Annotated in this window: 21 protein-coding genes; 8 read left to right on the forward strand and 13 right to left on the reverse strand. The window is 73.1% G+C overall.

The features are described from left to right. Positions 1-12: 12 nt before the first annotated feature. Complete coding sequence (locus tag FHS88_RS13005) at positions 13-825, forward strand: hypothetical protein (RefSeq protein WP_184485325.1); 813 nt, start codon at positions 13-15, stop codon at positions 823-825. On the opposite strand, the gene FHS88_RS13010 is transcribed toward FHS88_RS13005, so the two are convergent. The 4 genes from FHS88_RS13010 to FHS88_RS13025 all read right to left on the reverse strand — a co-directional run bounded on the left by FHS88_RS13010 (position 809) and on the right by FHS88_RS13025 (position 6,911). Beyond that, positions 809-1,939 (reverse strand): capsular polysaccharide export protein, LipB/KpsS family, encoded by a 1,131-nt coding sequence (locus FHS88_RS13010; RefSeq protein WP_184485327.1) that lies wholly within the window; start codon positions 1,937-1,939, stop codon positions 809-811. The genes FHS88_RS13005 and FHS88_RS13010 overlap by 17 nt on opposite strands. A gap of 12 nt (positions 1,940-1,951) precedes the next feature. After that, positions 1,952-3,083 (reverse strand): peptide chain release factor 2 gene (prfB, locus tag FHS88_RS13015; RefSeq protein WP_184485329.1). Its coding sequence is split into 2 segments (ribosomal slippage): positions 1,952-3,013 and positions 3,015-3,083, totalling 1,131 coding nucleotides; the frame shifts between segments, so codons are not numbered across the junction. A gap of 9 nt (positions 3,084-3,092) precedes the next feature. Further along, positions 3,093-5,696: a penicillin-binding protein 1A gene (locus FHS88_RS13020; protein ID WP_184485331.1), complete on the reverse strand. Its 2,604-nt coding sequence runs from the start codon at positions 5,694-5,696 to the stop codon at positions 3,093-3,095. A 72-nt stretch (positions 5,697-5,768) separates the two neighbouring features. Continuing rightward, positions 5,769-6,911 (reverse strand): N-acetylmuramoyl-L-alanine amidase family protein, encoded by a 1,143-nt coding sequence (locus FHS88_RS13025; RefSeq protein ID WP_184485333.1) that lies wholly within the window; start codon positions 6,909-6,911, stop codon positions 5,769-5,771. Between the two features lie 654 nt (positions 6,912-7,565). On the opposite strand from FHS88_RS13025, the gene FHS88_RS13030 reads away from it, so the two are divergent. Then, the gene (locus tag FHS88_RS13030; RefSeq protein WP_184485335.1) at positions 7,566-10,496 is read left to right on the forward strand and encodes an Rne/Rng family ribonuclease; all 2,931 of its coding nucleotides are present in this window, start codon (positions 7,566-7,568) and stop codon (positions 10,494-10,496) included. Positions 10,497-10,551: 55 nt separating this feature from the next. Here FHS88_RS13030 and FHS88_RS13035 read toward each other — a convergent pair whose 3' ends face one another. Together FHS88_RS13035 and FHS88_RS13040 are read right to left on the reverse strand one after the other, a co-directional pair. Then, a complete protein-coding gene (locus FHS88_RS13035) occupies positions 10,552-11,136 on the reverse strand; it encodes a lysozyme inhibitor LprI family protein (protein WP_184485337.1) in 585 nt (194 codons plus the stop codon). A 102-nt stretch (positions 11,137-11,238) separates the two neighbouring features. Then, positions 11,239-13,134 (reverse strand): AMP-binding protein, encoded by a 1,896-nt coding sequence (locus tag FHS88_RS13040; RefSeq protein WP_184485339.1) that lies wholly within the window; start codon positions 13,132-13,134, stop codon positions 11,239-11,241. Between the two features lie 161 nt (positions 13,135-13,295). Here FHS88_RS13040 and FHS88_RS13045 point away from each other — a divergent pair, with 161 nt between their 5' ends. Then, positions 13,296-14,003, forward strand: a complete 708-nt coding sequence (locus tag FHS88_RS13045) for a 3'-5' exonuclease (protein WP_184485341.1) — start codon at positions 13,296-13,298, stop codon at positions 14,001-14,003. Between the two features lie 47 nt (positions 14,004-14,050). Here FHS88_RS13045 and FHS88_RS13050 read toward each other — a convergent pair whose 3' ends face one another. Both FHS88_RS13050 and FHS88_RS13055 read right to left on the reverse strand, forming a co-directional pair. Continuing rightward, complete coding sequence (locus FHS88_RS13050) at positions 14,051-15,493, reverse strand: DUF294 nucleotidyltransferase-like domain-containing protein (protein WP_184485343.1); 1,443 nt, start codon at positions 15,491-15,493, stop codon at positions 14,051-14,053. A 55-nt stretch (positions 15,494-15,548) separates the two neighbouring features. Then, a complete protein-coding gene (locus tag FHS88_RS13055; protein WP_184485345.1) occupies positions 15,549-16,181 on the reverse strand; it encodes a hypothetical protein in 633 nt (210 codons plus the stop codon). 107 nt (positions 16,182-16,288) lie between these two features. On the opposite strand from FHS88_RS13055, the gene FHS88_RS13060 reads away from it, so the two are divergent. The 5 genes from FHS88_RS13060 to FHS88_RS13080 all read left to right on the forward strand — a co-directional run bounded on the left by FHS88_RS13060 (position 16,289) and on the right by FHS88_RS13080 (position 20,138). Next, complete coding sequence (locus FHS88_RS13060) at positions 16,289-16,597, forward strand: DUF4212 domain-containing protein (RefSeq protein WP_184485347.1); 309 nt, start codon at positions 16,289-16,291, stop codon at positions 16,595-16,597. A gap of 3 nt (positions 16,598-16,600) precedes the next feature. Next, positions 16,601-18,661: a sodium:solute symporter family protein gene (locus tag FHS88_RS13065; RefSeq protein ID WP_184485349.1), complete on the forward strand. Its 2,061-nt coding sequence runs from the start codon at positions 16,601-16,603 to the stop codon at positions 18,659-18,661. 87 nt (positions 18,662-18,748) lie between these two features. Continuing rightward, positions 18,749-19,066: a YggT family protein gene (locus FHS88_RS13070; protein ID WP_184485351.1), complete on the forward strand. Its 318-nt coding sequence runs from the start codon at positions 18,749-18,751 to the stop codon at positions 19,064-19,066. 4 nt (positions 19,067-19,070) lie between these two features. Then, the gene (locus tag FHS88_RS13075) at positions 19,071-19,373 is read left to right on the forward strand and encodes a hypothetical protein (protein ID WP_184485353.1); all 303 of its coding nucleotides are present in this window, start codon (positions 19,071-19,073) and stop codon (positions 19,371-19,373) included. Positions 19,374-19,742: 369 nt separating this feature from the next. Further along, the gene (locus tag FHS88_RS13080) at positions 19,743-20,138 is read left to right on the forward strand and encodes a hypothetical protein (protein ID WP_184485355.1); all 396 of its coding nucleotides are present in this window, start codon (positions 19,743-19,745) and stop codon (positions 20,136-20,138) included. 142 nt (positions 20,139-20,280) lie between these two features. Here FHS88_RS13080 and FHS88_RS13085 read toward each other — a convergent pair whose 3' ends face one another. The 5 genes from FHS88_RS13085 to FHS88_RS13105 all read right to left on the reverse strand — a co-directional run bounded on the left by FHS88_RS13085 (position 20,281) and on the right by FHS88_RS13105 (position 25,191). Further along, positions 20,281-21,021 carry a hypothetical protein gene (locus tag FHS88_RS13085; protein WP_184485357.1) on the reverse strand — a complete coding sequence of 247 codons (741 nt, stop codon included), beginning with the start codon at positions 21,019-21,021 and terminating at the stop codon, positions 20,281-20,283. After that, positions 21,022-22,437, reverse strand: a complete 1,416-nt coding sequence (locus FHS88_RS13090) for a TRAP transporter large permease (protein ID WP_184485359.1) — start codon at positions 22,435-22,437, stop codon at positions 21,022-21,024. It abuts the gene before it with no gap. Next, entirely contained in the window at positions 22,434-23,027 is a 594-nt protein-coding gene (locus FHS88_RS13095; protein ID WP_184485362.1) for a TRAP transporter small permease subunit, read from the reverse strand. Before FHS88_RS13095 ends, FHS88_RS13090 begins: the two co-directional genes overlap by 4 nt. A gap of 114 nt (positions 23,028-23,141) precedes the next feature. Further along, the gene (locus tag FHS88_RS13100) at positions 23,142-24,263 is read right to left on the reverse strand and encodes a TRAP transporter substrate-binding protein (protein ID WP_184485364.1); all 1,122 of its coding nucleotides are present in this window, start codon (positions 24,261-24,263) and stop codon (positions 23,142-23,144) included. A gap of 118 nt (positions 24,264-24,381) precedes the next feature. Continuing rightward, the gene (locus tag FHS88_RS13105; RefSeq protein ID WP_184485366.1) at positions 24,382-25,191 is read right to left on the reverse strand and encodes a ferredoxin--NADP reductase; all 810 of its coding nucleotides are present in this window, start codon (positions 25,189-25,191) and stop codon (positions 24,382-24,384) included. Positions 25,192-25,203: the final 12 nt, after the last annotated feature.

The following is a 25,203-nucleotide window of genomic DNA, read 5'->3' on the forward strand; positions in this document are numbered from 1 at the left end:
CACGCACCGCCCATGGCCGACGCGCCGCCCTTCCTCGTCACCATCGCGACGCAGCGCAGCGGCACGAAGTTCCTCGGCACGGCCTTCTCGGCGGGCGGGCTGGTGCGCTCGCTGGGCGAGGTGCTCCAGCCCGGCGCGCCGGCGGCCTTCGGGCGCTTCTTCGCCGATTTCGTGCGCCCGCGCGATGCCTTCGCCTTCGAGGCGGCGGAGATGACCGCGTGCCTCGACGCCTTCCTCGCGCGGCTTGCGGCGCAGGTGGCCCCGGCGCGGCTGCATTTCGACCTGATGTACAACACGCTCGGCGCGCTCGCGCCGATCTGGACGCTGCCCGACGCCGGGCCGGCGGCGAACTTCCTGCTCGACTGGCTCAAGGCGCGCGGCGCGGGCGTGATCCACCTGCTGCGCCCCGACCTCGCCGAATGCCATGCGAGCCATGTCATCGCCGAGACGCGCGGCCTCTATCACAGCGGCAGCGACGGCGACGCGGCGCGCGGGATGCGCCTGCGCCTCGACCCGGCGGCGGCGACGGCGCGGATCCGCGGCGTGCTGCGCGCGCGCGCCTTCGTGCGCGCGGCCTTCTCGGGATACGCGCGCTTCGTGGAGATCGCCTATCCCGATTTCGTCGCCGGCCAGACGGTGGCGCCGGAGGCGGCGGCGCGCATCGCGCGGCTCGCCGGCATGGTCTCGCCGCAGGGGCTGTTCGGGCCCTCGCCGCTGCGCGTGACCGCGCCCGACAAGGCGGCGCTGGTCGAGAACCTCGACGAGATCCGCGCCATCGCCGCGCGGCTCGAGGCGGAGGAGGGCGGGCTCAGCCCTCCTCGGTGACGCCGGGCTGCGCGCGCGCGGCCAGGGTGTCGAGCCCATGGACGCAGAGCATCCGCAGCACCTGCCGGTCCATCGCCTCGGGCGAGCGGAGATCGGCCTGGTGGCGGGTCAGAGCGAGATGCACGAGGCGGTGGATGCGCACCGGGTCATGCGCGGCGAGCGCGGCATCGAACGCCCGCGGCGCATCGGCCGGCTCGCGCAGCGCATGCGCGGCGTGGCGGTAGTCGGCGCGCGCGAGGCACAGCACCGGCTTCTCGTGGAGCAGGGCCTCGAAGCCGACGGCGGAGTTGGCGGTCAGCACCGCCTTGCAGCCCGGCAGCAGGTCGTGGATGGACCCGTCGCTGACCAGAAGGTTCCCGCAGGCGAGGCGGCCGAGCATCGCCATCACCTCCGCGGTGCGCCCCTTCGGATGCGGCTTGGCCACGACGCGCTCGCCGCGGGCGAGCATGGCGCGGATCGCCGTCTCCATGGCGGGCAGGTAGCCCTCCTTCGCGAAGAGCAGGGAGAGGACGGTATCGCCCGGCACCTGCAGCGGCACGAAGACGTAGCCCGGCTCAGGTGGCGGCGCCGCGGCGGGCTGGCGCGAGCCGGTGATGCGGCCGCCGATGACATGGCGCGCGAGGGCGACGAAGAAGGCCCGCGCCTCCTCCGCGCCGATCGCGGCGAGGCGCTCGGGCGTCTCGTCGTGCAGCTCCGACCAGCCCGAATAGCCCTTGCGGTCGATATGGGCCATGAAGGGCAGATAGGCGGCCTTGTAATGCCAGAGGCCGCGCCGTTCCCCGCGCGAATGGTGGTTCAGCAGGATGGCGTTGTCCTCGCGCGGGACCTCGGCACCCTTGCGGATGAAGGTGATGGACCCGCCCACGCGCTCGACCGCGTGCAGCAGCGCGGCGCGGATGGGCTCGCTGCGCTGGCCGGGGACGTAGAGCACGATCCAGCGCGGCGCGAAGAGCGCCTGCAGGACGCGCGCCCTCTCGCGCGGGGTGTCGCAATCGTGGAAGCGGGCGATGGTGCGCCGCATATCGCGGCGGAACTCGTCGCGCCGGTCGAGGGCGAGGGAGAGCAGGGACGCGGCCGGGACCAGCGCCACCCCGTCGCGGAGCTCCCCCTGCATCGCGGCGCCGCGCTAGCGCGCCGCCGCGCTGGCCTCGGAGCGCGTGGCGCCGACGCGGTGGGCGAGGGCGGCGGCCATGAACTCGTCGAGCTCGCCGTCGAGCACCGCGTCGGGGTTGCCCTTCTCCACGCCGGTCCGCAGGTCCTTGACCATCTGGTAGGGCTGCAGGACGTAGGAGCGGATCTGATGGCCCCAGCCGATGTCGGTCTTGCCGGCCTCGGCGGCGGCGGCCACCGCCTCGCGCTTCTGCAGTTCCAGCTCGTAGAGCCGCGCCTTGAGCATGTTCATCGCGATCTCGCGGTTGCGATGCTGGCTTCGGTCCTGGGTCGAGGCCACCACGATGCCGGTCGGGATATGCGTGAAGCGCACGCCCGATTCCGTCTTGTTGACGTGCTGGCCGCCGGCGCCGGAGGCGCGGAAGGTGTCGGTGCGCAGGTCGGCGGGGTTGATCTCGATCTCGATGCGGTCGTCGATCACCGGATAGACATAGACCGAGGCGAAGGAGGTCTGCCGCCGCGCCGCCGCGTCGAAGGGGCTGATGCGGACCAGGCGGTGGACGCCGCTCTCGGTCTTGAGCCAGCCATAGGCGTTGGGGCCGCTGACCTGGATGGTGGCGGACTTCACGCCCGCCTGCTCGCCGTCCGAGCGTTCGGTCAGCGTCACCTTGTAGCCGCGCTTCTCGGCCCAGCGCATGTACATGCGCAGCAGCATCTCGGCCCAGTCCTGGGCCTCGGTGCCGCCGGCGCCGGCATTGACCTCGAGATAGGCGTCGTTGGCATCGGCCTCGCCCGAGAGCAGGCTCTCGATCTCGCGGCGCTTGGCTTCCTCGGCGAGCGCGCGCAGGTCGGCCACGGCCGCGTCGGCGGTCGCCGTGTCGCCCTCGGCCTCGGCCAGTTCGATCAGGCCGAGCGCATCGGCGACGTCGCGCTCGAGGCGCTGCACGCCCTCGACCTGCTCGGCCAGCCGCCCGCGTTCGCGCATCACGCGACCCGCCTCGGCGGCATCGTTCCACAGGGAAGGGTCCTCGGCGCGGGCGTTCAGCTCGTCGAGGCGGCGGACGGCGGCATCCCAGTCAAAGATGCCTCCTCAGCAGGGACACCGAGGCGGTGATCTGCTCGTTCAGGGCTTCTGCATCGGCACGCATGGGACGCGCTCAATAGAGCCCGCCCAGGCTGCTGTCGAGGCCGGTCGCGGTGCCGCCGCCCGTGCCCTCGCTCTCGCCATAGCGGCGTGCGGCCTGTTCGGTGCCGGGGCGGAAGGCCTCGAGGATGGAGCCGTTGCCCACATTCACGCGCACCAGCGCGACGCCGGGCGGGGCGCGGAAGGGCACGGGCGGGCTGTCGCGCAGCGCGGCGGCGACCACCTCGCGGAAGATCGGCGCGGCGTTCGTCCCGCCCGTCTCCCCGTTGCCGAGGCTGCGCGGGTCGTCGAAGCCGATCCAGACCGCGACCACGATGTCGGGTGTGAACCCGACGAACCAGTTGTCCTTGTAGTCGTCCGTGGTGCCGGTCTTGCCGGCGACAGGGCGGCCGAGCCGGTCCCCGATGGCGTTCGCCGCCGTGCCGCGCTGCACCACCCCCTGCAGAAGGCTGACCATCTGGTAGGCCGCGATCGGGTCGGTCACCTGGCGCCGCTGCGGGTCCACGAGTTCGGGCGGGCCGCCTTCGGGGCTCGCGGCGTTGCAGCCGGCGCAGGCGCGGCGGTCGGCGCGGTAGATCACGCGGCCGCGGCGGTCCTGCACGCTGTCGATCAGCGTCGGCGTCACCTCCTGCCCGCCATTGACGAACACGGCATAGCCCGCGGCCATGCGCATCACCGTCGTCTCGCCCGCGCCGAGCGACATGGCGAGGAAGCGCGGCATGTTCGGGATGACGCCGAAGCGCGCCGCGGCATCGGCCACCGCGTCGATGCCGATCTGCTGCGCGAGCCGCACGGTGACGAGGTTGAGGCTGCGCTCCATCGCGGTGCGCATCGTCACCCAGCCATAGGTCCGCCCGGCGGAGTAGTTCTGCGGCCGCCAGACCCGCCCCCCGGCCACGATCTCGACCGGCTCGTCGAGCAGCTCGGCATTGGGCGGGATGCCCTGTTCCAGCGCCGTGATGTAGACGAAGGGCTTGAAGGAGGAGCCCGGCTGGCGCATCGCCTGGGTCGCGCGGTTGAACCAGGAGCGTTCGAAGGACCAGCCGCCGGCCATCGCCAGCACGCGCCCGGTCTGCGGGTCGAGCGCGACCACCGCGCCCTCGGCGAGCGGGATCTGGCGCAGTTCGAGCCTTTCGGGCCGCGCGGGGCGACCCTGCGCCGCGAGCTGCGTCGGCATGCGCTCGACGAAGACGACATCGCCGACATTGAGAACCTGCTGCATCCGCGTGGGCTGGGCGCCGATGCGGCCGTCGCGCACCGGGCGCGCCCAGGCGAGGTCCTGCAGGTACATCAGCCCCGTGCGCGCGGGCGGATTGGCGCCGCGCTCGATCCAGCCGAGGCGCGCCTCGGTGTTGCGGACCTCGAGCACCACCGCCATGCGCCATTCGGGCAGGCCTCCCGGCGGGCGCGGCGTCGCCTCCAGCGCGGGCACCCATTCGGTGGCGCCGGCGGGGATGGCGGCGATCGGGCCGCGCCAGCCGCCGCGGCGGCGGTCATAGGCCATCAGCCCGTCGCGCAGCGCGCGCTCGGTCGCGGCCTGCAGCTCGGGCTCGAGGGTGGTGCGCACCACGAGCCCGCCCATCGTCGTCTGCTCGGCGCCGTAGCGCGCGATCAGCTCGCGCCGCACCTCCTCGGTGAAGTGCTGGCCGACGGGCACGATGTCCGGCCGGCGGGAGGGGCGCGGGACGATCGGCTCGGCCTTGGCGTAGCGGGCTTCCTCGCGGGTGATGTGGCCGTCATCGGCCATGCGGTCGAGCACCCAGTCGCGCCGGGCGCGCGCGGCCTCGGGGAAGCGCAGCGGGTTGTAGTTGTTCGGCGCCTTGGGCAGGGCGGCGAGGAAGGCGGCCTCGGCCAGGCTGAGCTCGTCGAGGCCCTTGTTGAAATAGGCCTGCGCGGCCGCGGCGACGCCATAGGCCTGCTGCCCGAGGAAGATCTCGTTGAGGTAGATCTCGAGGATGCGTTCCTTGGACAGCGCCTGCTCGATGCGCACGGCGAGGATCGCCTCGCGCAGCTTGCGCATCAGCGTGCGGTCCGCGCCGACCAGCATGTTCTTCGCGACCTGCTGGGTGATGGTCGAGGCGCCGCCCATGCGCCGCCCGCTGCCCCATTGCTCGATCGCGGTCAGCACCGCGCGGCCGATGCCGAGCGGGTCTATGCCGTGATGGTCCCAGAAGCGCTGGTCCTCGGCCGAGACGAAGGCCTGCTGCACGCGCTGGGGAATGGCCTCGATCGGCACGAAGACGCGCCGCTCGGTCGCCAGTTCCGCGGTCAGGCGGGAATCGGCGGCGTAGATGCGGCTCATCTGCGGCGGCTCGTAGTCGGCGAGCCAGCGGTAGTCGGGCAGATCCTCGGCGATCTGGCGATAGAGGCCGTAGGCGGCGACCGAGCCGACCAGCCCGCCCGCGACCAGCAGCACGAAGAGCAGGCGGAACAGGCCGAGCCCGCGGCGGCGGCGGCGCCTCTCGCGCCGGCGCGGCGGGGGCGGGGTGTCCGCGGCGGCCTCGGCCGGGCGTCCCGCCTCGGCGGGGGCGGCGGCGGGCGCGGGCGCGGCCGCACCGCGCCGCTTGTCTCGACGGGGGGCAAGCGGGGCGTCGGCGCGGAGTTCAGGCGGCGTCATCGCCACCCTGATACACCCGGCGGGCCGCCGGCGCGACAGGCGCGGCGTTCACGCCGCCGGGAAGTGCCGCCCTCACCCGACCCCCGCCGGGGCGGAGGCGAGCCAGCCGCGCACCGCCCGTGCCAGTGCGGCGGCGAGTTTCGCGCGGTGCTCGGGCCGGCGCAGCGCCGCCTCGTCCCGCGCATCGGAGAGGAAGCCGAGCTCGATCAGCGCGGAGGGGATCTCGGGCGCCTTCAGCACGACGAAGCCGGCCTCGCGATGGGTGTTCGGCAGCAGCGGCACCTCCTCGCCCAGTTCCCGGACGGCGAGCCGCGCGAGGCGGGCCGAGCCCGCGCGCGTCTCCTGCCGCATCAGGCTGATCAGGATGCGCTGGACCTCGGGCGAGACGGAGGGCAGGCGCAAGCCGCCCGCGAGATCGGCGCGGTTCTCGCGCCGCGCCAGGGCCTCGGACATCGCATCCGAGGCGGTCTCGGACAGGGTGTAGACCGAGGCGCCGCGCGCCCCGGGGGCGGAATCGGCGTGCAGGGAGAGGAACAGCGCGGCGTCGCGGCGGCGGGCGAACTCGACCCGCTCGGCCAGCGGCACGAAGACGTCGCGCGAGCGGGTCAGCAGGACGCGGCATGCGCGGCCGGCCTCGAGCCGCCGCCGCAGGTCGAGCGCGGTGGCGAGGACGATGCGCTTCTCCTCGGTGCCGTTGGCCCCGATGGCCCCGGGGTCGCGCCCGCCATGGCCGGGGTCGAGCACCACGAGCGGCAGCGGCCCGCTGCCCTGCGCGGTGCCGGCGTGCAGCGGCCGCGCGCCGCGCGCCGCGGCGGCGAAGCGCGCGGCGGGTGCGGGGGCGATGTCGAGGACCAGATGCCCCTCCCGCGCCGGGCCCGGGGCGGGCAGGGCGGGCGCGGCGAGGTCGATCCGCAGCGTCTCCTGCGCGGCGATCCAGCGCGCCGCGCGCACCGGCCCCGCGCCGCGCAGGCTCGCCGGCCCGCGCCAATGCGCGCCGGGCAGGCGCAGGAGCAGCCGGTCGGGTCCGGATTCGGCGTGGATGGCCCAGGACTGCTCGCCCTGGACCGCGAGGGCGAGGCGCAGCGCCGGCCCGGCGCGCGCGAGGGCGGCCTCGGTGACGGTTCCGGCGGTGGCGGGCCGCGGCCCAGCCAGGGCCAGCAGCCCGAGGCCGAGCAGGATCCGCCGGCCCATGGGCGGCGTCACGGTATGCGGCATCCCCTCTCCCGATGCCATCGGGTCGCCCGACCCCCTCGGGCGCGATACATATGGCATCCGATTCAAGGATCTGCCACCGCCATCCTCACCTTCCGCATGATCTGCCGGCGCCGCGGCGGAACGGTCCCGGCACGGCTTGTGGCGCCCCCCTGGCGCGACTATGGTGACCTGCCCCGGCGGCAACCGCTGCGGGCGGATTCCCCGGGCAGGATCGCCCGGTGCGCGACCCCGGGCCATCGGCAGGGCGCGACACCGGCGCGAGCGAGCGGGGGCCCGGCCTGGACCGGTGCGACCTTCGCGGTCCGCGCATCGTCCGTGGCTTAGCCGGGCGCCCTCCTGCCGGATCCGCCGGCGCGGACACGGCTGCGTGCAGGATCCTCGGCGCCCCCTGGCCGGCGCCTCGATCCCCGCGGACCGTCGCCGGCCCGCCCGTGCCTGGGACCGCCGCCACCGCGGCCGTTCGAGGGCTTCCGGGGCAGAAACCAGGCGCGCCCACCCCGGGCCCGCATGGCGCGCGCGCGCCGTGCCGGACCCACCGAGCGAGGACGATCGCCGCCGCATGCCTGAGGACGCAGCGCCGCGATTCCGTCTCCGCCCGGGCCCCGCCATCCCCTGGCGCCGCCGGCCCCGCCGCGGCGCGGAGCACGCCATCCCATGACCAAGCGCATGCTGATCGACGCATCCCACCCCGAGGAGACACGGGTGGTGGTGCTGGACGGCAACCGCGTCGAGGAATTCGACCTCGAGACCGCCAACCGCAAGCCGCTCAAGGGCAACATCTACCTGGCCAAGGTGGTGCGGGTGGAACCCAGCCTGCAGGCCGCCTTCGTGGAATACGGCGGCAACCGCCACGGCTTCCTGGCCTTCGGCGAGATCCACCCGGACTACTACCAGATCCCGGTCGCCGACCGGCAGCGCCTGCTCGAGATGCAGGCCGAGGAGGCGCGCGCCGAGGAGGAGGCGGACCTGCCGCCCGAATCGGCCATGGACCGCGCCGCCGCCTGGAACGGCGAGGGCCCCGAGGGCTGGGCCGCCGGCGAGCCCGCCCCGAACGGCGAGGAGCAACCCGCCGCGGCCGCGCCGGAAGGCGAGGCCGGGGCACCGGAGCCGCTGCCCGCCGATGCGGCGCCCGAGGCCGCCGCGGCCGCGCCGGGCGAGGCCCCGGCGGAGGAGGCGGCTTCCGCCCCGCCGCCCGCGATGGCGGAGGACGCCGCCCCGGCGGAGCATGCCGCAGGGGACGAGCCCGCCGCGCCGGCCGCCCGCGCCCTCGACATCGCCCCCGAGCGCGTAGTGGCCGCGGAGCAGGCCGCCGGGGAAGGCGCGGCGCCCGAGGCCGAGGAGACCGGCCGCGTCGAGACCATCGCCACCGAAGACCTGCCGCCGCCCGAGACGATCGGCGGCGAGGACCAGCCCGCCGAGGCCGAGGAGGAGCGCCGCGAGCGCCGCATCCCCCCGAAGTTCCTCCGCCACTACAAGATCCAGGAGGTGATCCGGCGCCGGCAGATCATGCTGGTGCAGGTCGTCAAGGAGGAACGCGGCGGCAAGGGCGCGGCGCTGACCACCTACATCTCGCTCGCCGGCCGCTTCTCGGTGCTGATGCCGAACTCCCCGCGCGGCGGCGGCGTCTCGCGCAAGATCACCTCGGCCGCCGACCGCAAGCGCCTGCGCGAGGTGGTGGAGGAGATGAACCTCCCCGAGGGCATGTCGCTGATCGTCCGCACCGCCGGCGCGCAGCGGCCCAAGCCCGAGATCAAGCGCGACTGCGAATACCTCCTCCGCCTGTGGGACAATATCCGCGAGCGGACCCTCGCCTCCACCGCGCCGGCGCTGATCTACGAGGAGGCGGACCTCATCAAGCGCTCGATCCGCGACGTCTTCGGCCGCGACATCGAGGAGGTGATCGTCGAGGGCGAGGACGCCTACAGCCAGGCGCGCGAGTTCATGCGGATGCTGATGCCGGCCAATGCCGGCAAGATCCGCCTGCACCGCGACTCCGTGCCGCTTTTCGCCCGCCACAACGTGGACGCCCAGCTCGACGCGATGCATTCGCCGGTCGTGCAGCTCCGCTCGGGCGGCTACATCGTCATCAACCAGACCGAGGCGCTGGTCGCCATCGACGTGAACTCGGGCCGCGCCACGCGCGACCGGCACATCGAGGACACCGCCCTGCGCACCAACCTCGAGGCGGCGGACGAGATCGCGCGGCAGTTGCGCCTGCGCGACCTCGCGGGCCTGATCGTCATCGACTTCATCGACATGGAATCGTCCAAGCACGACGCCATGGTCGAGAAGCGGCTGAAGGAGGCGCTGAAGCAGGACCGCGCGCGCATCCAGGTCGGCCGCATCAGCCATTTCGGCCTGCTGGAGATGAGCCGCCAGCGGCTGCGCCCCTCCATCGCCGAGCAGACCTTCGTGCAGTGCCCGCACTGCCAGGGCCGCGGCCTGGTGCGCAGCGTGGAATCGAGCGCGCTGCAGGTGCTGCGCGCCATCGAGGAGGAGGGGGCGAAGCGCCGCGCTGCCGAGATCATGGTGCGCGTCGCCGCCCCCGTCGCGCTCTGGCTGCTCAACCGCAAGCGCGAGCGCCTGGCGGAGATCGAGGCGCGCTTCGGCATGGCAGTGATGTTCGAGCCGGACGACACGCTGATGCCGCCCGCTCTGCGCATCGAGCGCCTGCGCGCGGCCGAGCCCGCCGCCGCACCGGCCGCCGCGCCCGCGCTGCGCATGGACTACGCCCCCGAACCCGAGGAGGAAGCCGAGGAGGCCGAGGAGGCCGCGTCGGCCGAGCGCCCCGCCGCCGAACGCGCCGAGACGGAGGAGGAGGGCGAGCGCCGCCGCCGCCGCCGCCGCCGCCGCCGCGGCCGCCGCGAGGAGGGTGCCGCGGGCGCCCCGGCCGCCACCGCGGCCGAGGATGCCGAGGGCGAGGAACTGCCCGCCGAGGGCGGCGAGCCCGCCGAGGCCGAGGCGCCCGAGACGGTGGCAGCCGATGGCGAAGAAAGCCCGGCCGAGGCTCCGGCCGAGGGCGAGGACTCGGCCGAGGCCCCGCGCCGCCGCCGCGGCCGTCGCGGCGGCCGCCGCCGGCGCGAGGACGGCCCGGCGCCCGAGACGCCCGCCGCCGCCGAGGCGCCGGAGGAGGCCCCGGCTCCGGCCCGCCGGCCCCGCTATGCCGGGCCGACGCCGGCGGACCCCTTCGCGGGGCAGATCGACGACATCTTCGAGGTCCTGGAAGCCGCCGAGGCCGCGGCCGAGCGGGCGGCGGCGAGCCGCCCGGCGCGCGCCGCCTCGCCCGAGCCCGCCGCCGCCCCGGCCGAGCCCCCCGCCGCCCGGCCGGAGCCCGCGGCGGCGCCGGAACCCTCCGCCCCTGCGGCAGCGCATGCCGCTCCGGCGGAGGAGCCCGCTGCCGCACCTGCGCCCGCCGCGCCGGTGGAGGAGCCCGCCGCGGCCCAGCCGCCACCCGCCGCCGAGGCGCCGCCCCCCGCGCCCGCCGCCCCCGCCGAACCCGTGGTCGGCCAGCCGGTGCTGCCCGTGGTGCTCGGTTCCGGTGCCGAGGCGGAGCGGCCGAAGCGCCAGGGCTGGTGGCGCCGCTGATCCCGGCCGCCCGTGGCCCTGTGCGGCCGCGGGCCTCGCGCGCGGCGGAGTGCCCTCAGCCGCCCTCGGCCGAGGCGACGGCAATGGCGAGCCACATCTCGTCGCGCAGCCGCTTGAGTTCGAGGGCGCGGATCGCCGTCTGCTCCAGGCGGCAGGAGAGAAGGTGCGGCTCCGCCTCGGCGGGTGCCGCAAGCGCGCCCTCCAGCGCGCAGGCCGCCTCGCGATAGGCGATGAAGGCGCGCTGCGCGCGCCGCAGCGGTTCCTGCTGCGAGGCCGGGGCGAGCAGCCCGAGGTCGCGCTGCCAGCGCTCCATCTGCTGCTGCCAGAGCGCCGTCTCGGCACGGGCGCAGGCCGCGGCGCCGGCCGGGCGGCCGGGCAGGGCGGGCAGGCGGGCGACGAGCAGCCCCTCGCCGGCCTCGCCCTGGCAGGCGGCGGCGATGCGCCAGCCGCAGCGGCCGAAGGCGGCGCGCGGCGGGTGCGCCTGGACGGAGAGGATGCAGGCCTCGAGCCAGGCGCGCTCGGCCGCGTGCGGGCGGGCCGGGTCGGGGGCGCGCTGGGCGGCGGCCGGGGCGGTGCCGAGCAGGGCGGCGAGCGCCAGTCCTCCGCACCTTCGCCGCTGCCGCGTCAAGGTCGCATCCATCCCGTCCGGGCGCCGTCGCGGGCCATGCGCCGGCCCGCCTTCATCCTGCGCCCGTCGGCCCCTCGAACGCCAGCGGCGGCTGCGGGCCGGGTGCCGCCGGGATCAGCGCATCGCGCCCTTCAGCACCGCGCCCACCTCGTCGAGGATCGCCGGGTCGTCGATGGTCGGCGGCACGGCGTAGTCCTCGCCATCGGCGATCTTGCGCAGCGTCGCGCGCAGGATCTTGCCGCTGCGCGTCTTGGGCAGGCGGGCGACGATGCGCGCCTCCTTGAAGGCGGCCACGGGGCCGATGCGATCGCGCACCATGGCCACGAGCTCGGCGGCGAGCGCCGCCTCCTCCTTCGCGACGCCCGATTTCAGCACGACAAGGCCGAGCGGCACCTGGCCCTTCAGCGTGTCCTTCACGCCGACCACGGCGCATTCGGCGATGTCGGGGTGGGAGGCGAGCACCTCCTCCATCGCGCCGGTGGACAGCCGGTGGCCGGCGACGTTGATGATGTCGTCGGTGCGCGACATCACCGAGACATAGCCCTCCTCGTCGATCATCCCCGCATCGGCGGTGGAGTAGTAGCCGGGGAAGGCGGAGAGGTAGGCGTCGCGGAAGCGCTCCTCGGCGTTCCACAGCGTCGGCAGGCAGGAGGGCGGCAGCGGCAGGCGGATGGCGAGGCTGCCGATCTGCCCCCGCGGCACTTCGCGGTGCGCCTCGTCCAGCACCACCACGTCGTAGCCCGGCGCGGGCTTGCCGCCGGAGCCGGGCTTGGTCGGGAACAGGCCGAGGCCGCGGAAATTGCCGGTGATGGTCCAGCCCGTCTCGGTCTGCCACCAGTGGTCCACCACCGGCTTGCCGAGCAGGCGCTGCGACCAGGTGATGGTGTCCGGGTCGCAGCGCTCGCCCGCAAGGTAGAGCGCCTCCAGCCGCGAGAGGTCGTGGCGCCGCATCAGCGCGCCCTCCGGGTCCTCCTTCTTGATGGCGCGGATCGCGGTGGGCGCGGTGAAGAGCACCTTCACGCCGTGCTGCGCGCAGACGCGCCAGAAGGTGCCGGCATCGGGCGTGCCGACGGGCTTGCCCTCGAACAGCACCGTGGTGCAGCCGGCCAGCAGCGGCGCGTAGACGATGTAGGAATGCCCCACCACCCAGCCGACATCCGAGGCCGCCCAGAACACGTCGCCCGCGCCCACGCCATAGACGAGCGACATGGAGTGGTGCAGCGCGACCGCGTGCCCGCCATTGTCGCGCACGATGCCCTTGGGCGCGCCCGTCGTGCCCGAGGTGTAGAGGATGTAGAGCGGGTCGGTCGCCTCGACCGGCACGCAAGGGTGTGGGGCGGCGGCGCGCTCGGCCTCCAGCAGGTCCTCGTCGCGGCCGGGGGTGAGCTCGCAGGGCGCCTGCTCGCGCTGCAGGATCAGCACGCGCTCGGGCTTGTGGGGCGAGAGGCCGATCGCCGCATCGAGCAGCGGCTTGTACTTCACCACCCGCCCGGGCTCGAGGCCGCAACTGGCCGAGACGATCGCCTTCGGCTTCGCATCGGCGATGCGCGCGGCGAGTTCGGCCGCGGCGAAGCCGCCGAACACCACCGAATGCACCGCGCCGAGCCGCGCGCAGGCGAGCATGGCGATCGCCGCCTCGGGCACCATCGGCATGTAGATGATGACGCGCTCGCCCTTGGTCACGCCGCGCGCGGCGAGCGCGCCGGCGACGCGCGCCACGCGCTCCTGCAGGGCGGCGTAGGTGATGGTCTCGATCCGCCCGGTCATCGGGCTGTCCCAGATGATGGCGGGCTGCGCGCCGCGGCCCGCGGCGACGTGGCGGTCCACCGCGTTGAAGCAGGTGTTGAGCCGCCCGCCGGGGAACCAGCGGCCATAGACGCCGAGCGTCGCGTCGAAGGTCGCGCGCGGCGGCGCGTCCCAGGTGATGCCCTTGGCCGCCTCGGCCCAATAGGCCTCCGGGTCGCGGCGCCAGGCGGCGTAGACCTCGTCGTAGCGTGTGGTGCCGGTCATGCTGGTCGTTCCTGTCGTTCGCCTTCCCCGCGCGGCGAGCCTGGACCGGCCCGCGCCGGTCGGGCAAGTGCGGCGCGGCGCGGCCCGCGGCCTTGCGATGGATCAACCCCGCGCCGCCCGTCCTGGCGGATCCTGCCGCGGCCATGTGAAGATCACCGGTCATGAGCGGCCTGTTCCGACGCGCCTTGTCCGCCGTCGCCAACGGCATGAAGCCCTCGGCGCGCGAGTTCCTGCGCGCGCGGGCGCATTTCCACGCGCCGCTGCCCGACGGGCCGATCGCCGCCCAGCGCTACGTGGTCTTCGACCTCGAATCCACCGGGCTGAACCCGAGCGGCGGCGACCGGCTGCTGTCCATCGGCGCCATCCGCCTGCGCGACACCATGCCGGCGGAGCGCTTCTCGACGCTCGTGGATCCGGGCCGGCCCATCCCGCCCGAGAGCATCCGCTACCACGGCATCACGGACGAGGCGGTGCGCGCCGCGCCGCGCGCGCCCGAGGCGATCGCCGCCTTCCTCGACTTCGCGGGCGGCGACGTGCTGGTCGCGCACAATGCCGCCTTCGACCGCACGCTGCTGTTCATGGAGGAGTTCCACGGCGCCCCGGCCATCCCCAACCCCTTCCTGTGCAGCCTCGCGCTCTCCCGCTGGCTCGACCCCGAGGAGCCCGACCATTCGCTGGACGGGCTGTGCGGCCGCGCGGGCATCGTGATCGAGGGGCGGCACGAGGCGCTGGGCGATGCGGAGGCGACGGCCGCGCTGTGGGTGCAGTTCCTCGCGCGCGCCGCCGCGCGCGGGGTGGATAACCTGCAGGAACTCTCGCGCCGCAGCCGGATGCAGCACGCGATCTCGGCGACGGCCGAGCATTTCTGACGCGCCGCGCCCCGCCTTGCTGCGCGCGGCAGGCCGCGCCGCCCGCGCTACCAGACCGAGCCGGTGAAACTGCCGAAGGCGCCGCGGCTGAAGGAGCGCACCGCCTTCAGCGCGTCGCGCAGCGCCGAGCGCCGCGGCTTCTCCATCGCCGCCGTGTCCACGAGGTTGCCTGGCGCACGCCCGGCCGCGTGGTCGGCGAGCTGCTGGCGCAGCAGGACATCGAGCAGCAGCGCGAAGGCCTCGGCGAGGTCCGCCGCCTCGCGCGCATGCACGCTGCCGCGGGCGGCGAGCGCGGCGATGCGCGCCGCCGTGCCGGTCGGCGCGATGCCGTCGCGCAGCGCGAGCAGCCGCGTCGCGGCCACCAGCGGCATCAGCCCGTGCAGCTTGAGGTCGGTGCGGGTCCCGGGGCCCGGCTCGTCATCGGTGAAGCCGCCCCACAGCGTGAGGCCGACGGTGAGCGAGGCGTTCTGCGCCGCCATGGCGGCAAGCAGCGCCGGGCTCGCGGCGAGCACGCGGCCGAGATGGGCGCGCAGCGCCTCGGCCGGGGCGGGGTCGCCGGCCGCGGCGCGGAAGTCGAAGGCGATGTCGGAGAAGAGCAGCGCGGCGCCGGCGCGCCGGCCGGCCCAGTATTCGAACTGGTGCCGCCATTGCGGCAGGGTTTTCCGCCACAGCGGGTTGCGCGCCATGATCCCGCCCGGGCAGAGCGGGAAGCCCGCGGCGTCGAGCCCGGCGTTGAACGCCTCGGCGAAGGCGCGGAACCAGGCATCCACCTCCGCGTGCCGGTCGTCCGGGTAGTCGGCGAGGATCAGCCCGTTGTCCTGGTCGGGGCGAAGCAGGCTCTCGCCGCGCCCGACGCTGCCCATCACGAGCAGGGTGAAGGGGACGGGCGGCTCGCCATGGGCGGTAAGGCTGCGGTCGAGCACGCGGCGATGCAGGTCGAGGTTGATGCCGCTGACGAGGCCGACGACCTCCTGCGCCGGGACGCCTTCGTCGAGCAGCGCGGTCGCCACCCCCGCCTGGGCGGCCTTGATCGCGGCATCCTCGCCGGCCAGCGCGTCGAGATGGGTCAGCAGGCGGCCGGAGGCGGCGGCAAGCGTGTCGTCCCGGTGCAGCATGCCGACGCAGCGCCCATCCGCCCCGACCACCGGCAGGTGCCGCAGCCGCCCCGGCCTGAGCAGCGCGACGGCGCGCCACAGCCCGGCATCCGCGGGGCAGGTGGTGACGGGGGCGGTCATGGCGGCCGAGAGCGGGGCCTCGGGCGGCAGGCGGAAGGCGACGCGCCGCGCCACGTCCCGCTCGGTCAGGATGCCGACCGGCGCGCCGCGCGCATCGAGCGCGAGCACGGCCGAGACATGCGGCCCGGCCATGGCGGGCAGCACCTCGGCGAGCGGCGTCGCGGGGTCGAAGCCGGGCGGCGCGGGATGCATCGCGGCGGTCACCGGGCCGGTGAGCGCGGCGGCGGGGGAGGGTGGAGCCTTGGGCTGCTGCATCGCGCCTGGGTCCGTGCGGTTCGGGCGCGACTATGCCCGAGCCTGCGCCGCGCCGTCAGGCGTCAGGCGATGAGGCGAGCAGCAGGCGCGCCGTCGCGGGCGCGTCGAACCGGCGCTCCATCTCCTGCTGGGTGGTCACGACATGGAAGCGCAGCGCGCCGAGGATGGAGGGCTCCTCGCCGCGGCGCTGGTCGGGGTGGATGGGCAGGGTCGCGAGCAGCGGCGCCTCGGCCGCGAGCGGCATGGTGTTGGCCGGGTGGGGCGGGGCGAGCTGGAGCCGCGCGAGATGCGCCGCGATGGCCGCCGGGACCGCCTCGGCCGGCTGATCCCGGCCGGCGAGGGCGAGCGACTCGGCGAGGATCGCCGCATGCAGCCCGACCAGGGCGGCGGCGAGCGCGGGCTCCCGCCCCGGCGCGTGCGGCCGCAGCCAGCCCTCGGCAAGGGCGGCGGTGTCGGCGAGCGCGGCGAGGAAGACCTCCCAGCGGCAATGGTCGAGGGCGGCGCGGAAATCGGGGTCGGCGAAGAGCACCTGCTCGCTGCGCCCGGACTTCACGCGGCAATAGTCGATGACGGTCTTCTGCGCGATGAAGGCGGCCTGGCGGCCCAGGAAATCGCGGAAGGCCCTGGTGTCGGAAGGGGCCTGACGGCGGCGCAGCCATTTCGCGAGCACGCTTTTCGAATCCTTCATCCGCCGGAAACGCCGTGATTGAGCGGCCCGCGACAAGGTGCTACGCGTTCATTAGCTGGGAAGAAAGCCGCCTCGTGGCGGGTATAACACAGGGGGAGAATGCGAGAATGCCGCTCGCCGAGGAAACCAAGGACGGTGGCGGAGCGCCACCGGCAAGCATCGACGAGGCGACAGCCAAGGCGTACTGGAAGAAGACCTCGTCCCTGATGTGGACGGTGCTCCTGATCTGGTTCCTCTCGGGCTTCGTCATCCACATCTTCGCGCCCTCGCTCAACCAGGTGCGCGTGCTCGGCTTTCCGCTGGGCTTCTACTTCGCCGCGCAGGGCAGCCTGATCATCTTCGTCGTCGGCCTCTACTGGTTCGCCCGGAAGCAGAACCGGATCGACGAGGAGTTCGGCGTGCAGGAGGACCGCTGAGCCATGTCCGCGAGCACCTCCGGGGGCAAGGACCCCTTCATCTCGAACCTCAACAAGATCTACGCCGGCTACACGGGCGGCTTCCTCGGCTTCGTCGTCATCCTCGGCATCCTCGAGCAGATGGGCGTGCCGAACCGGATCATCGGCTACCTGTTCGTGTTCCTCACGATCGGCGTCTACGCCTATATCGGCATCATCAGCCGCACCGCGCAGGTCGCGGAATACTACGTCGCCGGGCGAAGGGTGCCGGCCATCTACAACGGCATGGCGACCGGCTCCGACTGGATGTCGGCGGCCTCCTTCATCGGCATGGCGGGCAGCCTCTATGCGCTGGGCTATGGCGGGCTCGCCTTCATCCTGGGCTGGACGGGCGGCTACATGCTGGTGGCCATCCTGCTCGCGCCCTACCTGCGCAAGTTCGGCCAGTACACGGTGCCGGACTTCCTCGGCGCCCGCTATGGCGGGAACTTCGCGCGCTCGATCGGCGTGCTTGTGCTGGTCACCGCCTCCTTCGTCTATGTCGTCGCGCAGATCGTCGGCGTGGGCATCATCACCCAGCGCTTCCTCGACGTCTCCTTCGCGGTGGCGGTGTTCCTCGGCCTCGCGGGCATTCTCGTCTGCTCGATGCTGGGCGGCATGCGCGCGGTCACCTGGACCCAGGTGGCGCAGTACATCATCCTGATCATCGCCTACCTGATCCCGGCCATCCTGATGTCGGTGAAGGTCACGGGCGTGCCGGTGCCGCAGCTCATGTACGGCTTCGCGCTGGAACGCATCGAGGGGCTGGAGCAGGCCTTCCGCGCCGCGGGGCAGGTGCCGCCGCCCGGGGTGACGGGCTTCCATTCGGCGCCCTTCGTCGGGGCGAACGGACAGTTCTCCATGCCCGCGGCGGTGAACTTCTTCGCCCTGGTGTTCTGCCTGATGGTCGGCACCGCGGCGCTGCCGCACATCCTGATGCGCTACTTCACCACGCCGTCGGTGCGCGAGGCGCGCAACTCGGTGGCGTGGTCGCTGTTCTTCATCTTCCTGCTCTACTTCACGGCGCCGGCCTATGCCGCCTTCGCGAAGCTCGAGATCTACCAGAACTTCATCAACCAGCCGATCGCGGCGCTGCCCGAATGGGTGCGGGCATGGCAGATCATCTCGCCCTACGGCACGCCGTGGATCAACATCGTGGATGTCAACAACGACGGCATCCTGCAGTGGAACGAGTTCCGCATCCACCCGGACGTGGTCGTGCTCGCCACGCCCGAAATCGCGGGCATGCCCTATGTGATCGCGGGCATGGTGGCGGCGGGCGGCCTGGCCGCGGCGCTGTCCACCGCGGACGGGCTGCTGCTGGCGCTGGCCAATGCGCTCAGCCACGACGTCTACTACAAGATGATCAACCCCAATGCGCCGACCAAGCAGCGGCTCATCATCGCGCGTGTCCTGCTCATCTGCGTCGCGCTCTTCGCGGCCTGGACGGCGGGGAATGCGGGGGCGGACATCCTGTTCCTCGTCGCCTGGGCCTTCTCCATCGCCGCCGCGGGGCTCTTCGCCGCGCTGGTGATGGGTGTGTGGTACAAGCGGACGACGAACACCGCGGCCTGCCTCGGCATGCTCGTGGGCTACGTCGCGACGTTCGGCTACCTGATGTGGTCGGAGTTCGGCGGGCTGTCCTTCCTGCAGGTCTTCGGCACGAAGGAGGCCATCCTGCGCGCGGCGCAGGCGGCCGCGGCCATGCCGCAGGCGTCGGCCGAGCTCAAGGCCTATGCCGCGGGCATCGTCGCCAATGCGGCGACCCTGCAGGACGGCGCGATGGCCTGGTTCGGCAAGGCGCTGACGGGTCTCGGCATGAGCACCGACCATGTGGTGCTGCGCGGGCGCATCGTGGCGCGCCTGTGGGGCATCAACAACATCTCGGGCGGCATCTTCGGCGTGCCGCTCGCCTTCCTCACCATCTACGTGGTGTCGCAGTTCACCAAGGCGCCGTCCCAGGCGATGCAGGACTTCGTCGAGTCCATCCGCATCCCGAAGGGCGGCGTGCGGCTGGCCGACTCCCGCGCGGCGGTGAAGGAGTAGGCCGGCACGGCCCCCGCGCGCGGGGGCCTGCCACATCCATCCGGGGCGGTTGCAGCGATGCGGCCGCCCCGTCACTTTGCGGGTGCCATGAACGAGTTCGTCCTGGGGCATCTGCCCTTCTGGATCGTCAACTACATCCTCGCCCTGGTGGCCTGGTCCTGCATCGGGCGATTCCTGATGTCCGCCTTCCTGCCCCCCGACAGCCCCAACTATATCTGGCGGGGCTTCCGCTTCCTCACGGACTGGGCGGTGGGCACGGCGCGCGTGCTGGTGCCGAGCTACGTCACGCCCGTCTTCCTGCCGCTCGTCGCCTTCTGCTGGCTGATGGCGCTGCGCTGGACCATCGGGCTGTTCATGATCGGCGCCGGCATGGCCCCGCGCCTTGCGCCGCCGGCCGGAGGCTGAGGCCATGACGCGCGAGACCCTCTTCGTCTTCACCGTCGGCACCTGCCTCATGCATGGGCTGGTCAGCCCGGCGCTGATCTACGTGGTGTTCTTCCACCCCGTCTGGCTGCCCGAGATGCTGCCGCCGACCGCCGAGATCGTCTTCTACGGCGCCTCGCTCATCGTCTCGACCGCGACGCTGCTGCTCTCGGCGGTGCCGGCGGCGATCGTGGAGCGGCTCGGTGCCGGGCTCGACGTCGCGATGCGTGTCTGGCTTTCGGGTGCGGCGATCATCACCGCGCTGGCGCTGGTCGCCAGGGGCGGCTGACTGCCGGCGGGCGGACAAGGGTTCCACTCCCCTCCGCGGGGCAACATCCCCGGCGGACGCGGGATCAACCTCGGCCCGCCGGGCATCAGGGGCTGGTGTGGCGTGCGGGCGCCCCAACGGCCGTGGGCGCGATGCAGGCATGCGACATGCCAAACCGTTCGCGCGACGGTCTCGGTTCCCGCTTCGCGGGCCTTGGCGCGGGCTGCCACGGCCATGCCCGATGGCGGTTGCCCCCGGCCCCCGTCGTGCCCCCTGCGCATCCGATGCCGCCGAACAATCCGGCAGGGTCGCCCGCGCAGGGCGGGCCTTGTCGGACGACGCGGCGCGCACACATGCGGGGTGTCATCAGCGGGCTTGCGGGGTGGGACCATGGAGATCCTGCAGACCCTCGCCGATCTCTCGATCCGCCGGGCCTGCGGCTTCGCGGCGCTCGGCATCGCGACCGTGATGATCGGCCTGTCCTTCGACCTCGTGCTGGCCTTCCGCTCCGGCGCGATCCTCACCTCGCTCGTCTGCGGCGTGATCTGGCTGCGCGTGATCCTCTCGCCATGGCGGGACATCCGCGACACCGAGATGTGGATGCTGCTGGCCCATGAGCGGCAGCACCTGACCCGGGGGCCGGAGGCGCGCCGCATCGCCGCCGCCGCGGGGGAGGTGCTGCGCGAGCGGCTCGTCTGGCATGCCGAGCGCGTGGCGCTCGCCGCCTTCGCGCTGTGGGTCTGCACGGGGCTGGCGATGGTGCTCGCCTATCTGTTCGGGGCCTGACGGACGGCTGGGGGGCGATCCTCGTTCGATCGGCTCGGCCTCGTGCCTCGCGCGCGGCCGCTCCGCCTGTGCCGCGCGCCAGGGCGGGACGCGGAAGGACGAACCCTGCCCCTTCCGGCGTGAGGCGCCGTGCACCGGTTTGTCAGGCTGCCGGCGCGTCCTCGCCCGATGACGCCTCGCCGATCAGCGCCTGCGCGCGCCCGAGGCCGGCGACCCGCGCCGTCCATCGCTCGCCCGCAGCCGGCACCGACGCGGCCCCGAGCCCGGCCAGCATGAGCACCGCGCCGGCAGGCAGGCCGCCCAGCCGCCGTGCCGCCGCGGCCGCCGCCGCGAAGCCGGCGGCCAGATCCTCCGCCGAACCGCGCGGCCGCTTCGCGCCGGGCGCGCAGGACACCGCGACCGGCCCGGCCGGCAGGGCGCCGGGCCGGCCGGTGACGACGTAGCCGAGATCGGCGAGGTCCGCGACCGAGTGCGCCTCGTCCGCCGCGCCGTCGCGGAAGCGGCTGGAGGCGAGGTCGAGCGCGGCATGCAGGCGGGCGAAGCGGGGCGGCGTGTCGGCCCCGGGCTCCAGCGCCTCGGCGAGCACGCCGAGGATGCCGGCCGAGACGCGCGGCCGGCGCAGGGCCGACCAGGCGATCACCGCGCCGTCGGCGAGCAGGCGCCCCGGCAGCAGCGGGCCGGCCAGCCAGCCGCCGCCCGCGCCGCGCAGCAGCCGCAGCCCACAGGGGGCCTGGCCGAGCGCATCGAGCACCGCCTCGGCCACCGCCTCCCCTTCCGCGAGGCCGGCAGGCCGCAGCGCAGGCTCGAGCGGGGCGATCGGGTTGCCGGTCTCGATCGCCTCGACGATCGCGCCGGCGAGGACCTGTCGCGCTTCCTCCTGCATTCAGTTCAGCGAGGGCAGTTGCGGCTCTTCATCCACCTGGAAGCCGCCGGAGGGCGCCTGCAGCACATCCGCCCCCGAACCGCCGGTCTGCGGCGTGTCGTAGAGGTAGGAGGGCAGCCAGGTCGCGATCTCGGGGAAGATGTAGAGCATGGTCATGGCGAGGACGACGATGCCGACGAAGGGCAGGCAGCCCGCGAAGATCTGCCCGAGCTTCACCTGCGGCGGCGCCACGCCCTTGAGGTAGTAGGCCGCCATGGCGACCGGCGGCGTCATGAAGGAGGTCTGCAGGTTCAGCCCGACCAGCACGCCGAAGAAGATCGGGTCGATGCCGAAGGTGTCGAGCAGCGGCAGGAAGATCGGCACGAAGATCAGCACGATCTCCGACCATTCGAGCGGCCAGCCGAGGACGAAGATGATGAGCTGCGTGACCATGAGGAAGGTCACGGGGCTGAGGTTGAGATCCTCCACGAACCACTTCTCGACCACATGGTGGCCGCCGAGATAGCCGAAGACCGAGGTGAAGATGTAGGCGCCGACGAACAGCCAGCAGACCATCGCGGTGGTGCGCGCGGTGAGGAAGACGCTTTCCTTCAGCTTCTCGAAGGTGAAGGCGCGGTAGGCGATGGCGAGCAGCACCGCGCCCGCCGAGCCCATGGCCGCCGCCTCCGACGGGGTCGCGAGGCCGAGCAGGATCGCCCCCAGCACCGCCATGATGAGCACCGCGAGCGGCACGAAGGAGGTGAGCACGGCGAGAAGGACGGTGCCGAAAGGCACGTCGCGCTCCTCGGGCGGCAGCTTCGGGGCCATGGACGGGCGCAGCAGCGCGAGGATCATCACATAGGCCATGTAGAGCGCGGCGAGGCCGAGCCCCGGCAGGAAGGCGGCCGCGTAGAGGCGTGCGACCGAGGTGCCGGTCGTCGCGCCGTAGAGGATGAACATGATCGAGGGCGGGATCAGGATGCCGAGGCACCCGCCCGCGCAGACCACGCCAGCCGCAAGGCGCGCGTCGTAGCCCGCGCGCAGCATGGCCGGGAAGGCGAGCAGACCCATCAGCGTGACCACCGCGCCGACGATGCCCGTGGCGGTGGCGAACATCGCGCAGGTGGCGAGCGTGGCGACCGCGAGCGCGCCCGGCAGCCCGCCCGAGGCCAGCTGCAGCGCGCGGAACAGCCGGTCGAGGATGTTCGCCCGCTCGATCACGTAGCCCATGAAGATGAAGAGCGGGATCGAGATCAGCACGTCGTTCGCCATGACCGCATAGGTGCGCTGCACCAGCAGGTCGAAGACGCGCATCTCGAGCGAGAGGTAGCCGAAGCCGATGCCCATCGCCATCAGCGTGAAGGCGACCGGGAAGCCGAGCAGGATCACGACGATGAAGCTGCCCAGCATCACCATGCCGAGGACGGGGTCGCTCATCGCGCGGCCTCCGCGGCGTGGATCTTCCCGGCCTGCTGGAGCGCGACCTCCTCCATCTCCTGCACGTCGCCGAGCCGCGGCGGCCAGCGTCCGTTCCGCAGTGTCATCACGCAGCGCATGGCCTCGGCGATGCCCTGCAGGATCATCAGCAGGCCAACCGCGGGGATGACGAACTTGAACGGCCAGATGTAGGGGCCGACGGGGGAGAAGGAGGACCGCTCGTTCTGGTGGAAGGACTGGGCGAAGAAGTCCCAGCCGAACCAGACCAGCGCCGCCATGGCCGGGAAGAAGAAGAGCAGGTAGAGGCCGAGATCGAGCACCGCCTGCACCCGATCGGGCGCGAGGCGATAGAGGAAGTCAGCCCGCACATGCCCGCCGCGGCTCATCGTATAGGCGCCCGCGCACATGAACAGCGTGCCGTAGAGCATGTAGGAGACGTCGAAGGCCCAGGTGGTCGGCGCGCGGAAGAAGTAGCGCGCGAAGACCTCGTAGCAGATGGCCACCGTCAGCCCCACGATCAGCCAGGCGAAGGCCTTGCCGATGAAGGTGCTGATGCGGTCGATCGTGAGCAGCAGCGACTGCGCTGGCATGCGGTGGGCCTCCCCGTGCCCGTCATCCGCCCGGCTGTGTCAGGGGCTGCGGGCGCCCCAGAAGAAAGCCCGCCCCGTTCCGCGCGGGGCGGGCTTGAGGCATTGCGCGCCGGGTCAGCCGCGCGCGAAGAAGTGGTTGTAGGCGAGCGCCGGGCTCGCCTGGTAGCGCAGGTAGAAGGCGCTGACGCGGCGGCACCACTCGCGCTGGCTGTCCGTCACCTTCTTGAAGAAGGCGTCGGATTCCAGGTTGCGGATCACGCCGTCCCAGGCGCGGAGCTGCGCTTCCAGGATCGGGCGCGGCGTGACCTGCACGTTCACGCCCTGCGTCGAGGCCATGGCCTGCAGGTCGTTCGGGTAGCGCAGCTGCTGCTTCCAGGACATGTCGGCCGAGGCGGCCTCGGCCGAATGGCGGATGATCGCCTTCAGCTCCGCCGGCAGGGCGTCGTACTTCGCCTTGTTGAACAGGACCTCGAAGGTCTCGGTGTTCTGGTGGTAGGACTGGATCATGTAGTTCTTGGCCACGTCCGGGAAGCCGAGCACGCGGTCCGAGGACGGGTTGTTGAACTCCGCGCCGTCGATCACGCCGCGCTCCAGCGCGGGCACGATCTCGCCGCCGGGCAGGGCCGTGACGGCCGAGCCGAGGGCGTTGAACAGGTCGGTCGCGAGGCCCACGGTGCGGTACTTCAGGCCGCGGAGCTGATCGACATTGGTGATCGGGTTGCGGAACCAGCCGAGCGGCTGGGTCGGCATCGGCCCGGTCTGGAAGCCGACCACGTTCACGCGCAGGATCTGGCCGATGAGCTCGTTGTAGAGCGCCTCGCCGCCGCCGTAATAGAACCAGGCGAGGTAGGAGTTCGCGTCGTAGAACCAGGCCGGCGGCGTGCCGAACAGGCTGAACGCCTTGTTCTTGCCGAACCAGTAGGCCGAGACGCCATGCCCGCCATCGAGCGTGCCGGCCGAGACCGCGTCGATCAGCTGGAAGGCGCCGACCACCGCGCCCGCGGGAAGCAGCTCCAGGCGAAGCCGCCCGCCGGCCATGGCGTTGACGCGGTTCACGTAGTCCTGGGCGAATTCATGGAAGATGTCCCGCGCGGGCCAGGTGGACTGGAAGCGCCAGGTGACGGTCTGCGCCCGGCTGACGCCCGGCGTCGCGAGCACCGCCGCGCCAGCGCCGGCCACCGCCGCCGCCTTGAGGAAACCACGCCGCGCCGGCACCGGCGCCTTCTCGTCGGTCATCGTGACCCTCCCTTGAGGCCGGGCTCGTTCATGGATCCCCGGCATGATGCAGCACCAGCCAATATGGGAGCGGCGGATGGCGCGCAATGGGGATCGCGCCCGCCGCGCCGCCGCGGGCCTATTTCGTTACGAAGGCCTTCTCGACCACATAGGTGCCGGGCGCGCTGTTGGCGCCTTCCTCGAAGCCGCGGGCTTCCAGCATGGCCTTGCAGTCCCGGTTCATCGCCTCGGAGCCGCAGAGCATCACCCGGTCATGCGCGGGGTCGAGCGGCGGCAGGCCGAGATCGGCGAATATCCGCCCCGATTCCACGAGTTCTGTGATGCGCCCCTGGGTGCGGAAGGGCTCGCGCGTGACCGAGGGGTAGTAGCGCAGCTTGCCGCGGACCATCTCGCCGAGGAACTCGTGCGCGGGCAGTTCCTCCTCGAACAGAGCGCGATGGGCGAGTTCGGCCACCTGCCGCACGGTATGGGCGACCACGACCGTCTCGTAGCGTTCATAGACATCGGGCTCGCGCGCGAGGCTGAGGAAGGGCGCGAGGCCGGTGCCGGTGGCGAGCAGCCACAGCGTGCGCCCGGGCAGCAGGTTGTCCGTCACCAGCGTGCCGGTGGGCTTGCGGCCGATCAGCACCGTGTCGCCCACCGCGATGTGCTGCAGGCGCGATGTCAGCGGCCCGTCCTGCACCTTGATCGAGAGGAACTCCAGCTCCTCCTCCCAGGTCGGGCTGGCCATCGAATAGGCGCGGACCAGCGGCTTGCCGTTCACCATCAGCCCGATCATGGCGAACTCGCCCGCACGGAAGCGGAAGGCGGGGTCGCGCGTGCAGCGGAAGGAGAACAGGCGGTCGGTCCAGTGATGGACCCAGGTCACGCGCTCGCCGAAATAGGCGGCGGGGATGACCGGGGCGGCGGGGGCGGGCGCGTCGTTCATGGCGGGCGTCTT

It is taken from the genome of Neoroseomonas alkaliterrae (genome assembly GCF_014199195.1).
Classification (GTDB): Bacteria; Pseudomonadota; Alphaproteobacteria; order Acetobacterales; family Acetobacteraceae; genus Neoroseomonas; species Neoroseomonas alkaliterrae.

Bases quoted from the DNA above. Each gene is read 5' to 3' on its own strand.
- FHS88_RS13105 (WP_184485366.1), bottom strand. From the start codon at position 25,191: ATGAACGACGCGCCCGCCCCCGCCGCCCCGGTCATCCCCGCCGCCTAT.
- FHS88_RS13085 (WP_184485357.1), bottom strand. From the start codon at position 21,021: ATGCAGGAGGAAGCGCGACAGGTCCTCGCCGGCGCGATCGTCGAGGCG.
- FHS88_RS13045 (WP_184485341.1), top strand. From the start codon at position 13,296: ATGAGCGGCCTGTTCCGACGCGCCTTGTCCGCCGTCGCCAACGGCATG.
- FHS88_RS13005 (WP_184485325.1), top strand. From the start codon at position 13: ATGGCCGACGCGCCGCCCTTCCTCGTCACCATCGCGACGCAGCGCAGC.
- FHS88_RS13010 (WP_184485327.1), bottom strand. From the start codon at position 1,939: ATGCAGGGGGAGCTCCGCGACGGGGTGGCGCTGGTCCCGGCCGCGTCC.
- FHS88_RS13075 (WP_184485353.1), top strand. From the start codon at position 19,071: ATGACGCGCGAGACCCTCTTCGTCTTCACCGTCGGCACCTGCCTCATG.
- FHS88_RS13020 (WP_184485331.1), bottom strand. From the start codon at position 5,696: ATGACGCCGCCTGAACTCCGCGCCGACGCCCCGCTTGCCCCCCGTCGA.
- FHS88_RS13065 (WP_184485349.1), top strand. From the start codon at position 16,601: ATGTCCGCGAGCACCTCCGGGGGCAAGGACCCCTTCATCTCGAACCTC.
- FHS88_RS13025 (WP_184485333.1), bottom strand. From the start codon at position 6,911: ATGCCGCATACCGTGACGCCGCCCATGGGCCGGCGGATCCTGCTCGGC.
- FHS88_RS13070 (WP_184485351.1), top strand. From the start codon at position 18,749: ATGAACGAGTTCGTCCTGGGGCATCTGCCCTTCTGGATCGTCAACTAC.
- FHS88_RS13055 (WP_184485345.1), bottom strand. From the start codon at position 16,181: ATGAAGGATTCGAAAAGCGTGCTCGCGAAATGGCTGCGCCGCCGTCAG.
- FHS88_RS13060 (WP_184485347.1), top strand. From the start codon at position 16,289: ATGCCGCTCGCCGAGGAAACCAAGGACGGTGGCGGAGCGCCACCGGCA.
- FHS88_RS13040 (WP_184485339.1), bottom strand. From the start codon at position 13,134: ATGACCGGCACCACACGCTACGACGAGGTCTACGCCGCCTGGCGCCGC.
- FHS88_RS13035 (WP_184485337.1), bottom strand. From the start codon at position 11,136: ATGGATGCGACCTTGACGCGGCAGCGGCGAAGGTGCGGAGGACTGGCG.
- FHS88_RS13030 (WP_184485335.1), top strand. From the start codon at position 7,566: ATGACCAAGCGCATGCTGATCGACGCATCCCACCCCGAGGAGACACGG.
- FHS88_RS13100 (WP_184485364.1), bottom strand. From the start codon at position 24,263: ATGACCGACGAGAAGGCGCCGGTGCCGGCGCGGCGTGGTTTCCTCAAG.
- FHS88_RS13095 (WP_184485362.1), bottom strand. From the start codon at position 23,027: ATGCCAGCGCAGTCGCTGCTGCTCACGATCGACCGCATCAGCACCTTC.
- FHS88_RS13050 (WP_184485343.1), bottom strand. From the start codon at position 15,493: ATGCAGCAGCCCAAGGCTCCACCCTCCCCCGCCGCCGCGCTCACCGGC.
- FHS88_RS13090 (WP_184485359.1), bottom strand. From the start codon at position 22,437: ATGAGCGACCCCGTCCTCGGCATGGTGATGCTGGGCAGCTTCATCGTC.
- FHS88_RS13080 (WP_184485355.1), top strand. From the start codon at position 19,743: ATGGAGATCCTGCAGACCCTCGCCGATCTCTCGATCCGCCGGGCCTGC.